Annotated in this window: 11 protein-coding genes; 6 read left to right on the plus strand and 5 right to left on the minus strand. The window is 62.5% G+C overall.

The window, feature by feature from the left end:
- Positions 1–12: 12 nt before the first annotated feature.
- Genes K0P03_RS23815 through fdnG form a run of 3 tightly spaced genes read right to left on the minus strand, consistent with a single transcriptional unit; the run spans position 13 to position 4,768 of the window.
- A complete protein-coding gene (locus K0P03_RS23815) occupies positions 13–702 on the minus strand; it encodes a formate dehydrogenase subunit gamma (protein WP_023512732.1) in 690 nt (229 codons plus the stop codon).
- A complete protein-coding gene (gene fdxH, locus K0P03_RS23820) occupies positions 702–1,688 on the minus strand; it encodes a formate dehydrogenase subunit beta (RefSeq protein ID WP_050745964.1) in 987 nt (328 codons plus the stop codon). Before fdxH ends, K0P03_RS23815 begins: the two co-directional genes overlap by 1 nt.
- A complete protein-coding gene (gene fdnG / locus K0P03_RS23825; protein WP_272790781.1) occupies positions 1,685–4,768 on the minus strand; it encodes a formate dehydrogenase-N subunit alpha in 3,084 nt (1,027 codons plus the stop codon). Before fdnG ends, fdxH begins: the two co-directional genes overlap by 4 nt.
- Positions 4,769–4,939: 171 nt before the next feature.
- On the opposite strand from fdnG, the gene selD reads away from it, so the two are divergent.
- Complete coding sequence (gene selD, locus K0P03_RS23830) at positions 4,940–5,995, plus strand: selenide, water dikinase SelD (protein WP_272791099.1); 1,056 nt, start codon at positions 4,940–4,942, stop codon at positions 5,993–5,995.
- Between the two features lie 152 nt (positions 5,996–6,147).
- On the opposite strand, the gene K0P03_RS23835 is transcribed toward selD, so the two are convergent.
- The gene (locus tag K0P03_RS23835; protein ID WP_367182427.1) at positions 6,148–8,436 is read right to left on the minus strand and encodes a putative bifunctional diguanylate cyclase/phosphodiesterase; all 2,289 of its coding nucleotides are present in this window, start codon (positions 8,434–8,436) and stop codon (positions 6,148–6,150) included.
- A gap of 143 nt (positions 8,437–8,579) precedes the next feature.
- Between K0P03_RS23835 and K0P03_RS23845 the strand changes: the two genes are divergently transcribed.
- Entirely contained in the window at positions 8,580–9,260 is a 681-nt protein-coding gene (locus K0P03_RS23845) for a Crp/Fnr family transcriptional regulator (protein WP_024269905.1), read from the plus strand.
- A 53-nt stretch (positions 9,261–9,313) separates the two neighbouring features.
- Here the strand turns inward: K0P03_RS23845 and K0P03_RS23850 are convergent, their stop codons facing one another.
- Positions 9,314–10,810, minus strand: coding sequence for a methyl-accepting chemotaxis protein (locus K0P03_RS23850; RefSeq protein WP_272790782.1), 1,497 nt, complete (start codon positions 10,808–10,810; stop codon positions 9,314–9,316).
- 417 nt (positions 10,811–11,227) lie between these two features.
- Between K0P03_RS23850 and K0P03_RS23855 the strand changes: the two genes are divergently transcribed.
- Genes K0P03_RS23855 through K0P03_RS23870 form a run of 4 tightly spaced genes read left to right on the plus strand, consistent with a single transcriptional unit; the run spans position 11,228 to position 15,033 of the window.
- A complete protein-coding gene (locus K0P03_RS23855; RefSeq protein ID WP_272790783.1) occupies positions 11,228–12,406 on the plus strand; it encodes a carbohydrate kinase family protein in 1,179 nt (392 codons plus the stop codon).
- A 40-nt stretch (positions 12,407–12,446) separates the two neighbouring features.
- On the plus strand, positions 12,447–13,220 hold the full coding sequence (locus K0P03_RS23860; protein ID WP_272790784.1) for a glutamine amidotransferase: 774 nt from the start codon (positions 12,447–12,449) through the stop codon (positions 13,218–13,220).
- A gap of 21 nt (positions 13,221–13,241) precedes the next feature.
- Positions 13,242–14,015 carry an ATP-binding cassette domain-containing protein gene (locus K0P03_RS23865; protein ID WP_023514398.1) on the plus strand — a complete coding sequence of 258 codons (774 nt, stop codon included), beginning with the start codon at positions 13,242–13,244 and terminating at the stop codon, positions 14,013–14,015.
- A gap of 31 nt (positions 14,016–14,046) precedes the next feature.
- Entirely contained in the window at positions 14,047–15,033 is a 987-nt protein-coding gene (locus K0P03_RS23870; protein WP_023514397.1) for an autoinducer 2 ABC transporter substrate-binding protein, read from the plus strand.
- Positions 15,034–15,051 lie beyond the last annotated feature (18 nt).

A 15,051-nucleotide genomic window follows, 5' to 3' on the forward strand; every position in this document is an offset into this window, starting at 1 on the left:
TGTCTTGGCAGGCTATTTTGACGGGTCGGTGTGCTGGCGTCCAGCCAGTTCGCGCAGCCATTTGCGATGGTGGCGGAAGGCCCAGCCGCCGGTGACGGTACCGCGCGTCATCGCGCGGATCGTGCCGCGCGTCCAGATCGCCGCATAGACATGAACGATGAAGATAAGGATCGCTCCGACCGCGGCCAGCGCATGCACGGCGACGGCGACGCGGCGCACAGGGATGGAAACGAGGTGCGGGAAATACTGCTCCCAGATCATGATGCCCGTCGTGACGAGCACGATGATCAGCGCGGACATGCCCCAAAATACCAGCTTCTGTCCCGCATTGTACTTGCCGAGCTCGGGCAACTTGTCTTCGTCGCCCTTGAGCATGTCGCCGATCTTCAGGCTCCATTCCACGTCCTCGCGTCGCGGCAGGTTGAGCTTCCACATCTGCACGAAGAGCAGGAGGAAACTTGCCACCAGCACCAGGCCGACGATGGGATGCAGCCAGCGCGTTGTCTGCCCGCCGCCAAAGAGGCCGGTCAGCCAGAACAGGGATGGGTGGAAGAAGGAGAAGCCGGAAAGGAGGAGCAGGATCATGCAGAGCGCGGTGACCCAGTGATTGAGCCGCGTAATGCCGCGATAGCGGCTCACCAGGACCGGGTGCTTCGTTTCGATCTTGTCGCCGGGGGCCGAATAGATCCGTTTCTCGGTCATCAAACCTCCCTGCCGCCAGGCATCTGGCCGGCATCGTCGACGAGGTCCTCTGCCTCCTCCTCCTCGTGCTCCGTCACCTCGTTCGCCCGGGCGAAAAGGCCGTGCAGCAGCGCGCCGGCTGCGGCAATGCCCGCCACGGCAAGGCCAACCGTCTTGGCCGGCCCCTTCCAGCCGCGCACCACGGGTGATATCTGCGGATCGTCGGGCAGACCAGCATAGAGCGAGGGCTGGTCGGCGTGGTGCAGCACATACATGACATGGGTGCCGCCGACGCCTTGCGGATCGTAGAGGCCGGCATTGTCGTAACCGCGCGATTTCAGATCCTCGACGCGCTCCTCGGCAAGCTCGATCATGCTCTCCTTGGTGCCGAAGGTGATCGCCTTTGTGGGGCACGCCTTGGCACAGGCCGGGCCCTGACCGACGGCGACGCGATCCGAACAGAGTGTGCATTTCTTCGAGACGTGTGCCGTCTTGGAGATGCGCGGGATGTTGAAGGGACAGCCCGCCACGCAATATCCGCAGCCGATGCAGTTGTCGGAGATGAAATCGACGATGCCGTTGGAGTACTGCACGATCGCGCCAGGGGCAGGGCACGCCTTGAGGCAACCCGGATCGGCGCAATGCATGCAGCCATCCTTGCGGATCAGCCATTCCAGCTCGTTGGTCTTCGGGTTCTCGTATTCCGTAAACCGCATGAGGGTGAACATGTCGGGCGTCAGATCATGCGGGTTCTCGTAAACCCCGACATTCTCCTCCACGTCCGGATGAGTGTCGTTCCACTCGATGCAGGCCGACTGGCAGGCCTTGCAGCCGATGCACTTCGACACGTCGATCAGCTTGGCGACTTGGGTGAGCTGTCGTTCGGGCGCAGGCAGGTCGCTCGTCGCCGAAGCTTTGATGACGTCTCCAGGCAGGAGGTTCGACGGCAAGGGCTGGAGTGGCGGGTTGGCCGCTGCCGTCAGAGGTTCCGGTGCGCGTTCGCTCATGACGAGGCCTCCTCTGCCGCCGGCTCGATATTGACAAGGAAGGCCTTGAACTCCGGCGTGTCTATGTTGGCATCGCCGACGAAGGGGGTGAGGCTGTTCGGCCCGAACCCCTTGCGCGCTGCGCCCATGAAACCCCAATGCAAGGGAATGCCGACCACATGCACCGTCTTGCCGCCGCACATCAGTGGGCGGATGCGCTTCGTGACCACGGCTTTCGCCCAGACCTCGCCGCGCTTGCTCCAGACCCGTACGCGCCCGCCCTTGACGATGCCGCGCTCGGCCGCCAGCTCCTCGCTGATCTCCACGAAGAATTCCGGCTGCAGCACGGCGTTCATGCGGTTGTGCTTCGTCCAGTAATGGAAGTGCTCGGTCAGGCGGTAGGAGGTAGCGACGAAGGGATAGTCGGCACTGGTGCCGAGCTGCTCCACGTCGTTCGGGAAGATGCGGGCGACCGGGTTGCCACGCAGCTTCGCGTTGAACGGGTTCTCGACCGGGCTTTCGAAGGGCTCCATGTGGATGGGGAAGGGGCCGTCGCGCATCAGCTTGCGCGCAAACAGCCGGGCGGTGCCTTCCGGCGTCATGATGAACGGCATCACCGTTTCGGGTTTGGCCGTCACCGCGATATCCGGCACGTCGAAGCCGGCCCATTTCTCACCGGTCCATTCAATCAGCTTGCGGCTCTCGTCCCACGGCTTGCCTGCAAGATCGCAGGAGGCGCGGTTGTAGAGGATGCGGCGGTTTGCCGGCCAGGCGAAGGTCCAGTTGAGAAAAGTACCAATATCGCCCGGATCGCTGTTGTCGCGCCGCGCCATCATGTTGCCCTCCTCCGTCCAGGAGCCGGCATAGATCCAGCAACCGGACATGGTGGAGCCGTCGTCGCGCATCACGGCAAAATTCGGCAGGAGCTTGCCAGCCTCGACCAGCACCTTTTCCGGATCGGCGGGATCAGTGAGGGTCTGGAGCGCCCGCCCGTTCATCTCCTGCGCCAGCTCCGCGGGCTCAGGGTCGTAGGGATCCTGGTAGTCCCAGGAAAGGTTCAGGATCGGTTCGGGACAGACCCCGCCCTCTCTGCGGTAGAGTTCACGCACCCTGAGGAAGATGTTCGCCAGAATCCAGGTGTCGTGCTTGGCCTCGCCCGGAGGTGTCGCGCCCGGCCAGTGCCATTGCAGCCAGCGGCCCGAATTGACCGTCGCCCCCTCGTCCTCGGCAAAGCAGGTGGCGGGTAGCTGCAACACCTCGGTCATGATCTTCGAGGAGTCCACGTCGTTGTAGATGCCGTGGTTTTCCCAGAAATGCGCTGTCTCGGTCTCCAACGGGTCGATGGTGACGAGCAGCTTCAGTTTCGACAGGCCCTCCGTCAGCTTCGCCCGATTGGGGAAGGAGAGCAGCGGGTTGAAGCCCTGGCAAAAGTAGAGGTTCACCTCGCCGCGGCTCATCATGTCGAACATGCGCAGGATGTCGTAGTAGGGTACGTCGAGCTTCGGCAGCCAGTCGAAGCCCCAGTCGTTCTCCTTCGTCGCGGCCTCGCCCCACATGGCCTTCAGGAAGCTGACCATGAATTTCGGCGTGTTTTGCCAATAGCTCGTCTGGCCGGGAACGAGCGGCTTGTTGCCGCGCGTCGACATGTAGGTTGCGTAGTCCGGCTCCTTCTCCGTTGCCAGGTTCATGTAACCCGGCAGGGTGTTGGAGAGCAGGCCGATATCGGTGAGGCCCTGGATGTTGGAGTGGCCGCGCAGTGCGTTCACCCCGCCGCCCGGCAGGCCGACATTGCCGAGGATCAGTTGCAGCATCGCCATGCCGCGGATGTTCTGCGCCCCTTTGGAATGCTGGGTCCAGCCGAGCGCGTAGAGCGAGGTCATCACCTTGTCGCGCGCCGCGGTCGCGCCGATCATCTCGCAGATCTTCAGATAGCGATCCTTCGGCGTGCCGCAGATGTTCTCCACAAATTCAGGCGTATAGACGGCGACATGCTGCTTCAACAAGTTCCAGACGCAGCGTGGGTCGGAGAGTGTCGGGTCGGCCTTCACCGTCCCGTCCGCGTTCATCTGATATTCCCAGGCGGCGCGGTCGTAGTCGCGTTTTTCCGCATCATAGCCGGTGAAGAGGCCGTCAGCCCAGGCGAAATCCTCGCGCACCAGGTAGGTGGCGTTGGTATAGGCCTTCACATAGTCCCACTGCACCTTGTCCTTCTCGATACAGTAGCGGATGGCGCCCATCAGGAATGCGATGTCGGAACCGGGACGGATCGGCGCATAGACGTCAGCGACCGAGGCCGTGCGGTTAAAGCGCGGATCGACGACGATCAGCCGGGCGCCGCGATGGTGTTTTGCCTCCGTCACCCATTTGAAGCCGCAAGGATGCGCTTCCGCCGCATTGCCACCCATGACGATGACAAGGTCAGTGTTCTTGATGTCGGTCCAGGCGTTCGTCATTGCGCCGCGGCCAAAAGTTGGAGCCAAACTGGCTACCGTGGGGCCGTGTCAGACGCGTGCCTGGTTGTCGAAGCCGACGACACCCATGGACCGGACGGTCTTGTAGGTCAGCCATCCGGTCTCGTTGGTGCCGCCCGAGGCGGCGAGGAAGCCCATGGTCGTCCAGCGGTTGACCGTAACGCCGGCCGCGTTCTTCTCGATGAAGTTCGCGTCGCGGTCATCCTTGATCGCCCGGGCGATCTTGTCGAAGGCTTCCTCCCAGGAGATGTCCTCCCAGCGGTCAGCGCCGGGTGCCCGGCGGCGCGGCTTCGTGGCGCGAGTCTCGGACTTCACGAAGTCCTTGAGCGCCGCGCCCTTCGGACAGAGCGTTCCACGGTTGGTCGGATGGTCGGCGTCACCCTCGATGTGGATCAGCTCGGCCGTCTCTCCGGCACTGAGGTCGCCCTTGGAGTACATCAGAATCCCGCAGGCGACCGAACAGTAGGTGCACACATTGCGGGTTTCAGTGGTCGTCGCCAGTTTGAACGCGCGGACATGAGCGGCTGTCGCGGCCTCCGCGGCCCCGAAGCCCATGGCTCCGAGCGAGGTTGCCGCCGCTCCCGCGCCGGCGAGCTTCAGGAAGCTGCGGCGGGAAAGATCGATGTTCATTCGCTGTCCTCGTACCTGCCTTGCGGATCGGTCGAAGCTTGATCGTCTGCCTTGCTGCCGGACCTGTCAAGGTGGGACTTCGGATGAAAGCCATGGTCTTGGGAGCAACGATGGGCCATGATCGCGGTGACGACGCCTGCTGCTGCCTGCGCGGAGAAGGAGTTCCTGCTGATGTCCGACACGGTCGTTCCTGACGAGCCCCGCCTCACGTCGCTCGCCCATGGCGGGGGGTGCGGCTGCAAGATTGCGCCTGGCGTGCTCTCGGAGATTCTGCGCGGCCGGGCGGCTCTGCCAGTACCGCCAGATCTGCTGGTGGGGATAGAAACGTCTGACGATGCGGCCGTCTACCGCCTTAACGACAGCCAGGCTATCGTCGCGACGACCGATTTTTTCATGCCGATCGTCGATGATCCGCATGATTTCGGCCGGATCGCTGCGACCAATGCAATCAGCGATGTCTATGCCATGGGCGCCAGGCCACTCTTCGCGCTGGCGCTGGTCGGTATGCCGGTCAACACGTTGTCCACTGCAACGATCGGTGCCATCCTCGACGGGGGTGCCGCCGCCTGCCGGGCGGCGGGTATTCCCATTGCGGGGGGGCATACGATCGATTCCGTCGAGCCGATCTACGGTCTTGTCGCGCTTGGCCTTGTTGACCCGGCCCGGGTGAAAGGCAATGCCGGTGCGCGGCCGGGTGATGTGCTGATCCTCGGTAAACCGCTCGGTGTCGGCATTTTCTCGGCGGCATTGAAGAAGGGCGCGCTCGACGCGGCCGGTTATGCACGCATGATGGAGACGACGACGCGTCTCAACACGCCGGGGCCGGACCTTGCGCTGCTCGACGGCGTGCACGCGATGACCGATGTGACCGGGTTCGGTCTTGCCGGCCATGCTCTCGAAATGGCGCGCGGGGCGGGTTGCCAGTTGCGGATAGAATGGTCCAGCGTGCCGCTTCTTGAAGGCGCTCGTGAACTTGCCGGCAAGGGGTTTGTCACCGGCGCGTCCGGGCGCAACTGGGCAAGCTACGCCGCGGATGTGGCCTTCGTTCGTGACATGACCACCATTGATCAGGCTCTTCTCTGCGACCCCCAGACGAGCGGCGGCCTGCTCGTTGCCTGTGACGCGGCTGGGACCGCGGCGGTTCTCGATATCTTTGCCCGGCACGGCTTTAGCGCGGTGGCCATCGGCGAAGCCGTGCAGGGAAAGGCCGGGCTCTCGATCGTCTGAAGCCTCACCCAATCAGCAGCCTACGCCGTGATGGCAGCAGTACCAGATCGTTGGGACGGCGACGGCGATGCTTGCCTCGTGCCGACGAACAAGTTTTGAAGTGCCACCGTTTCCGGCGGCCAGTACGGTTAGCCAAAGGAGCCTGTGGCGGTCTATCGGGGCGGTTGGTCAGGTTCGCAAAGGCCGCGCGCCAGTTTGAAATCCAGCCCGTCGCCGAAGCGGGCCATCAGCTGCTCTGGTGCAAGAGGCGGAGAAAACAGGTAGCCCTGGCCAAAATTGCAGCCATAGGCCAGCAACTGTTCCAGCTGCGCCTGCGTTTCGATACCTTCGGCGACCACCGTCATGCCAAGCGCGTGGGCAAGACCGATGATTGCGCGAACGATCGTACAGGTATCCTGCGCGCTGCTCATGCGGGACACAAAGCCGCGGTCGATCTTGATGCGGTCGATGGGAAAGCGGCCGAGGTGGGAGAGCGAGGCATAGCCGGTTCCAAAGTCGTCAAGGGCAATGGAGAAACCGGCGGTGCGCAGGGTCTTCAGCCTCCGGGCGATCTCATCACCGGCTTCATCGAGCAGGATGTTCTCGGTCAACTCGATTTCGACGTCGCCCGGTGTCAGGCCATGGCGATGAACGGCGGCCTGCAGCATAGGCACAAAGCCGAGCTGCCGTATCTGTGCGGAGGCGATGTTGATGGCGACCGGACCTGTCTGCATGCCGTTTTGCCGTAGGCTGCCGATCGCCTCCAGGGCCTTGTTCAGGACCAGATTGCCGAGATCGCCGATCAGGCCGCTTTCCTCGGCGATGGCGATGAAGTCGGAAGGGCTGACCGCGCGCCCTTCGTTCGTCCAGCGCGCCAACGCCTCGAAGCCGGTGAGCCTGTGATCGGAGAGCGTAAATTGCGGCTGCAGCGCGACGTCAATCGCGCCGCGCGCCACCGCGCTGGTCAGCGCTGCGGTAAGGCGGCGGCGCTGCTCGACATGGGCGCGCATGGCACGGGTGAAGATGCGATAGGTCCCGCGACCCTCGGCCTTGGCACGATAGAGGGCCATGTCGGCCTTGCGCAGCAAAACCTCCAGCGCGTGGCCGTCTTGGGGGAACCGTGCGATGCCGAGACTGAGCCGCGGGGCAAGGCTACGGCGCTGGACCATTGCCGGGCGCTGGACCGCGGCCAGCAGCCGCTGCGCGAGGGCGTCGATACTGTCACGCCTGCCGAGCTGCGGCACGACGACGGCGAACTCGTCACCACCGAGTCGCACGACCGTGTCCGAGCGGCGGAAGGCTTCCGTCAACCGCTGTGCAATGGTCTTGAGCAACGCGTCGCCGGCTGCGTGACCCATGGAATCGTTGATCTGCTTGAAACCGTCGAGGTCCATGACCACGAGCAGGCCGCTGGTTTGATTGCGCCGACAGGCCGTGACCGCCTCTTCGAGCCTCTGGGAGAGTACCGATCTGTTCAGGAGCCCGGTAAGCGGATCGTGTTCGGCCAGGAACTTGATGGCCGATTCCGACCGCTTCAATTCGGTAATGTCGGTACGTGTTCCGACGATGTGGCCTGAGGTGGAGCGGCGCTCACGGATCTGTATCCACCGGCCGTCGGCAAGCTCCTGTACCGTGCTTCGGCCGGGATTGCGATGCGCGCGCAGCCGCGCGCGAAGCCAGGCCTGATGGGACTCGCCCGTATTGCGCGGCAGAACGTACTGTCCCTTCGCCAGGCCGTGCTGCAGGATCGATTCAAAGCTCGCGCCGATCCGGATCGCTTCTGCAGGATGCATGTGAAGGTTTGCATAGGAGCGATTGAAGAGCACGAGGCGGTCGTTCGCATCAAAGGCGGCAATCCCGTCTGGCACCGTTTCCATGACATCGACAAGCAACGCCTCGGTACCGCGTCGCCGTTCGACCTCCTCGTGCAAGGCCTGTTCGGCGGCTTTGCGCTTGGTGATATCGTAGCGGATCGAGATATAGGCCTCTACCCGTCCATCGGAACCGACCAGTGGCACGATGGTTGTATCCACCCAATAAAGATTGCCGTCCTTGGCACGGTTGCAGATCTCTCCGTGCCAGACCTGACCATAGGCGATCGTTCTCCAAATACCCTCGAAAAACGCCTTCGGGTGGTGCCCGGAATTGACGAGACGGTGCGGTTGCCCGATAAGCTCGTCTTCCCGGTAGCCGCTTACTGCGCAGAATTGCCTGTTGGCGGAGAGGATCCTGCTGCGCCGGTCCGTGACGGCGACGATGGCGTGCCGATCAAGCGCCGCCTGATAGGCACCCAGCAGCTTCGTCAGGCCGCTTCCCTTGTCATCTGTGCGGGCGCTGGCGTTTTGCTGTAGCATGCCGATGATTCCGCTCCCCTTCAAAATCTCGTCGCGCTCGGATTGGTGCTCGAATGTGTCGGATGGCTGCATGTATTCTGACAATTCATGCAATGGCAGATCTTCCATTGACGGCTCCAGCAGGGAACAGGCCGCACATCATGCCGGTGCGGGCACCATGTTATATTAGGGATTGATTTAGGTTATTGGGTTATTAAGGAATTTTGACAGGTAAATTCGGGGCTGACCCATTGAAAGAAAAAGACAATTCTATGGGCCCACTGCGTAACAGGATCCTCGACTCCATCAGGCCGCAGGCGCAGGAATTCTTTCGAACGCATGCAGACATCAAGCCGATGAACACCGGCGACGTCATTTTCGAAGATGGCGCGCCTGTCACGCATGTCGTCTTCCCCCATGAAGGCGTCGTGTCGATCATCGCAGAGATGAGCAACGGCCGAAGCGTCGAGAAATCCTCGATCGGCCCTGAGGGGTTCCTTGGCTTCAGCCTGATCATGGGCGGCGGCAGCTCGCTCGGCCGCTCGGTCGTGCAGGTGCCCGGCCAGGCCTCCTGGGTGACGATTGCCGATCTCGACGTTGCGCTCGAAGAATTCCAGTGCGTCCGCGAAATCATGCTGCGATACGCCAAGTCGCACACGGTGCAACTGATGGAGTCCGTTGCCTGCAACAGCCTGCACACCGCCGAACAGCGCGTTGCCCGCTGGTTGCTGCATGCGCATGACAGGGTCGAGGGCGATACCTATAGCGTGACCCAGGAGGCGATCGCCATGTTGCTTGCGCTGCGTCGGGCGACGGTCAATGCCATCTGTACCGACCTCATGAATGCCGGCGCGATCTCCTACCATCGCGGATCGCTGCGGGTGACTAACCGGGCGGTCCTGCACGAGCGAGCCTGCGAGTGCTACGAGCGCATCCGTCTTGCATCGCTGTAAGGCTGTGTGGAAAGCGCCTTTTCGGCGCGTGGGGGTGACGGTCGCGCGGATTGTCATGCCGTCATCGCCAGCGGCGGAATGATGGCCTCGCGAGAGGTGCGGAACCGGTCGACAACGCTTGCGAGCCCTTCTGCCTCGCGCGCGAGGGCGCGACTGGCAGAACTGTTTTCCTCGATCATCGCCGCATTTTGCTGTGTTGCCTCGTCGATCTGTGCGATCGCCGTGGAAATCTCGCGGATTCCGTTGGTCTGTGTCTGCGTTGAGGTGGCGATACCGCCAACGAGTTCGTCCATCTTCTGGACGGCGTTGGTGATGCCGGTCAGCCATTCCCGTGTTTCGCCGACAAGTTTCACGCCCTCGGCGACCTGATCGGAGCTCGATTTGATCAGCGCGGCTATTTCCCTGGCGGCATCCGCCGACCGCTGGGCAAGGGCGCGTACCTCCTGCGCGACGACGGCAAAGCCCTTTCCGGCTTCGCCGGCACGCGCCGCTTCAACACCGGCATTGAGCGCAAGAAGATTGGTCTGGAACGCGATTTCGTCGATGACCTTGACGATCTGGGACACCTTGCGCGACGACGCGTCGATCTCCCCGATGGCTGCGACGGTCTTGCCGGCCAACACGGTGCTGGCTTCCGATTGGCCGCGAATTTCGGCGACGGCGCGCGAGGCTCCTGCGGCGCTGTCCGTCGTCATCTGGCTGCCGGTGGCCAGTTCGGCAATTGCCGTCGCAATCTGCTCCAGCGCGGCTGCCTGCCGCTCGCACTGACGGCTTGCCGTTTCCGAGGCGCTGGCGATCTCGGTCGTGCCGTTTCTGATGTTTCCGGAGGCGTCCCGCACCGAAAGGATGATCGCGCGAAGATCGTCCACCATGTCGTTGAAGTTTTCGACCAGATGCCCTGACCGCGCCGAAGCGGCGACATCGATGGAAACGCCCAGATCTCCTTGGGCGAGCTGCTGCAAGGCAGCGGCAACCCGGCCCAGCGTTTCCTCTTCCTGTTGCTCGGCCGCCTGCCGGCGCTCCTCCAGCTTGTCGAGATACACAGAGATGGCCAGTTCCATGTCGAGGAGGGCCGCCTTCACCACGGCGGCGACTTCTTCGCCAAGGCCGGTCGTCACAGCGCCCGGCCGACGCGAGAAGAGCTTGCGCTTGCTGGGAAGGGCCGTCGGGGCGAGAAGCGCCTTGACGAGATGGTCGAGAACCAGTGCGTAGCCGCCTATATACCATTGGGGCGCAAGGCCGATACGAGCGTGGACCGAGCCGATCGCCCGGACGGCATCGAGATATTCGGGCGTGTAACCGCCGCTCAGGATAAGGGCCCAGTGGCCTTCCTGGCGCTTACCCGCCTCTGCCATCTTCTCGTTGCCGGCGAAAAACCGAAGTGTCTGCGGCGTCGCGCGAACCTTGTCGTAGAAGATATCCAGTGCTGGCCGTGTTTCCTTCATGACGCGGTCGGCAACCGCTTTGAGCAACTGCCGCTCATGCGGTCCAAGCCCGATGAAATCAAGCCTTTCCTGCAATTCCCCACCCGCTGCATCGTCTTTGGCCATTGTCCTCCCCTCAGGTTCAATGAACGATTCCGTACGTACGATACCGTACATTTCTGAAGGTTAACGTTACGTTACCTATTTTGGGTTGTGGCAGGTGGTATCTGCCTTGGTCCGGCCGAGTATTGGTCTTCTCCAGTGGAACATGCGGGTACCCGAAGCCGCTGGCGCGCCACTCAGGACCAGTTCAACGGGATGCGTGGTCTGCTGGACCTGTGTGCCTGCTGGGAGCATCATACGTCGGCAACGAAAAATGGATTGAAATAAATTCAATCCGCGTGGTTCTGAGTATGAAATACTTAGATATATAAAAATTCCTGCGCGATGGTGAATTTATACACAAAAACTTGGAATAAAATTGCTTTGACGCTTGCTTGAACCGCTCATACGCTTTGAAGCGTTTCAATTGGCGGGGAAGTGATGAAAAAAGGGCGTCCCACCATTACGGATGTTGCTCGCGCTGCCGGGGTTTCCGTCGGCACGGTGTCCAATTTTCTGAATGGAACGGTTCCCGTCAAAGCGGAGACCGCCGAAAAGATCCAGGAGGCGGTTCAGAAGCTTGCCTACCGTCCGAGTGTGTTTGCCCGCTCGTTGCCGATGATGTCCGCGCGGGCGGTGCAGAAGGCCGAGGGGCATCCGCGCCTCCTGGTCGTCGGTCATATCTGCGTCGATTATCTCTGCCGGGTGCCGGTATTGCCGCACCGCGATGACCGGGTCGCGGCAAGCCATATCGACAAGGCGCTCGGCGGCCCGGCCGCAAACCTCGCCGTCGCCGCTGCTGCCGTCGGTGATCCCTATGGATTGCAGATCGATCTCGCCACCGCTGTTGGCGACGACGCCGACAGCGAGTGGGCGATGGCTGAGCTTCTGGCGCGAGGCGTGAACGTGTTGCCGATCCGTCGGCCGGTCAGTGGGCGCTTGCCACGCGCTATGGTGATCATCGAAGCCAATGGCGGCCGGACGATCATTCACGAGACCTTTGAGCTCAGCGAGGTCGACCTCACCGCCAATCTCGACATCACGCCCGGTGCGGTGCGTTCTTGCCTGCATATCGAAGGGTTTCATTACGAGCGGATGATGCCGTCGATCAGCCGGTTTCACGATGCGGGCTGGAATGTCAGCCTGCATACGGCGGGCCTGCCGGAGGGATCGCGCAATCCGGACGCTTTTGCCCGCATGATCAGCCAGGTGGACCTGACCTTCATCAACGACGATACGCTGCGCGAGGTTTTCGCCATCCGCACGCCGCTCGCCTCGATGATCGAGGAAGCCGGACGCACGATCGCACGGGTAAAGCCGCGAGGCGACGTCGTGCTGACGCTCGGTGAATTCGGTGCCGTCGTCTTCCGCAAAAGCGGTGGTCCGCCGATCGAAGTTCCTGCCCTGCCGGTCAGCCGGGTCGATGCGACGGGCGCAGGCGACGCTTTTGCCGGAATATTCCTGAGCCTTTGGCTGCATGGCCGCCCTCTGGTGGACGCAGCGCGCCACGCCGCTGTCGGTGCCAGCCTGACGACGACGGCGGAAGGGGCGCAGGGACACCCGGCGAGCGCAGGCGAACTTGAGGCGTTGCTTTCCGCCGTGGAGGCGAAGGCTGTTTGATTTTCAAGACAATACGGAACGCAAAGATAAGGAGAGCGACATGGTGACGAAGGTTTTGCTGGTGGGGGAGAGCTGGGTCAGCTCGGCGACCCACTACAAGGGGTTCGACCAGTTCGGCAGCGTGACCTTCCATCTGGGTGCCGAACCGCTGGTCGCCGCGCTTCAAGGTGAGGAATTCGACGTCACCTATATGACGGCGCATGACTGCGTCGAAAAGTTCCCCTTCACGCTGGAAGGGCTTTCCGCCTATCAGGTCATCCTTTTGTCCGATATCGGCGCCAATTCGCTGCTCCTTCCCCCGTCCGTCTGGCTGCATGGCAAGGCAGTTCCCAATCGGCTGAAGATCATTCGCGAGTGGACTGCGGCCGGCGGTGGCCTGGTGATGGCGGGTGGTTACTTCTCGTTCCAGGGCATCGACGGCAAGGCCCGCTGGCGCCACACGCCGGTAGAGGAGGCACTGCCTGTCACCTGCCTTCCCTATGACGACCGGTTGGAAATCCCGGACGGGTTCAAGGCTGTCGTCACAGGCCCGAAGAACCATCCGATCCTCGACGGTATCGAGGGTGAATGGCCGCTGCTCCTCGGTGCGAACGAGGTGGCCGCCAAGGACGACGACGGCGTCGAAGTACTCGCCCGACTGCCTGAAGAGGAGGGCGGTCACCCGCTTCTCGTGACCGGCAACTATGGCAGGGGCCGCACCGTCGCCTGGACCTCGGACATCGGACCGCACTGGGTGCCGAACGAGTTTGTCGCCTGGCCCGGGTACGCGGCGATCTGGAAGAACATTCTTCGCTGGGCCAGTGGCGCCAAGTGATCCATCGCAGGGGATAGTTCGATGACCGTTCCATTTCTCCGCGCAACGGGAATTACCAAACGCTTCGGCGCGCTCACCGCGCTGAAGGATGTCGATCTCGACATCAACGGCGGCGAGGTCCTGGCGCTTCTCGGTGACAACGGCGCCGGCAAATCAACCTTCATCAAGATTCTCGCCGGCGCACATCCGCAAAGTGACGGGGATTTGCTGGTCGAAGGCCAGTCGGTCCAGTTCGCCTCGCCGAAAGACGCTGCGAACTCTGGTATTGCGACGATCTTTCAGGAGCTCGCCCTGTCAGAAAACCTGTCGATCTCCGAGAACGTCTTTCTCGGGCGAGAACTCAAACACTCGGTTCTCGGCATTCCGTTCCTGCGGCGCAAGGCAATGCGGGACCGGGTGGACGGCCTGCTCCACGAGCTCGACGCTCATATTTCCGACCCGGAGGCGCCTGTCGGCAGTCTCTCGGGCGGCCAGCGCCAGGCGGTTGCCATCTGCCGGGCGCTCAATCTCAATGCCAGGCTCGTCATCATGGATGAGCCGACCGCGGCGCTTGCCGTCGCCGAAACGCGCAAGGTGCTGCAGCTCACCCGCCGGCTCGCCGGTCGCGGCTGCGCCGTGGTCTTGATCAGCCACAACATAGCCGATGTCTTCGAGGTTGCCGACCGCATGGTCGTCTTCCGCCGGGGCCGAAAGGTCGCCGAGCGGAGGAAAGAGGAAACCACCCCCGAAGAGATCGTTTCCCTCATCACAGGCGCCCATCCCGACGTGCGGGCGCTTGAACAAAACAATCGATAAAGCGCGTCCAACCGTTCCAGAGAGGTTCCAGATGTTCCCGAAATTCAAGCAGGTTCTCGCCGCTTCCGCATTGACGCTTGCCATCGGCGCCACCGCTTTTGCGCAAGACAAGCCGAAGGTCGCCTTCGTGCCGCAGCTGATCGGCATTCCGTATTTCAATGCCATGGAGGCCGGCGGCAAGCGCGCGGCGGAAGAGCTGGGGGTCGAATTCATCTATTCGGGTCCCGTCGATACCAACCCGGTCGATCAGCTGCAGATCGTGCAGAATCTGATTGACCAGGGCGTCAATGCCGTTTCCGTCAGCGTTCTCGATGCCTCCGCCATCGCACCAGTGGTCGAGGCGGCGAATGCAAAGGGCGTCAAGCTCTTCACCAGCGACAGCGATGCGCCGGACAGCGGTCGCGCGGTCTATGTCGCACAGGCCACAGATGAGGGGCTGGGTGCCACGATCATCGACGAACTGGTCAAGCGCGTGGGCGACGATGCCAAGATCGGCATCGTCTCGGGCGAGGCGACGGCCTCCAACCTCAATGCCTGGATCGGCTTCATGCAGAAACAGGCGAAGGAGAAGTATCCGAAGTTGACGCTGCTCGAGCCGCAATATGCCGGCGGCACGGCCCAGCGTGCGGCACAGATCGCCGGTGATCTGATGACCGCCAATCCCGATCTGAAGGGCATCATCGCGGTTGCCTCCTCGACTTGCCCGGGCGTCGCCCAGGCGATCGAAACGGCCGGCAAGATCGGTGCTGTCGTGGGGACCGGCTACTGCAGCCCGAACACCGCGCGCGCCTACATCAAGAGCGGTTCCTTCGGCTTCTCTGTGCTTTGGGATCCCGCCCAGCTCGGCTACCTGACAGTCTGGGCCGGCAAGCAGCTGATCGATGGCAAGGCCTTTGAGGCTGAGAACACCGTGCCGGGTTTTGCCTCGCCGGTCACCTACAATGCCGACAGCGGTGTACTGCTGCTTGGCCCGCCGGCCGTCTTTACCGCTGACAACGTCGACAAGTTCGACTTCTAAGGCCGGGTCGTTTCTGCG

This window comes from Shinella sp. HY16 (assembly GCF_028534175.1).
GTDB lineage: Bacteria > Pseudomonadota > Alphaproteobacteria > Rhizobiales > Rhizobiaceae > Shinella.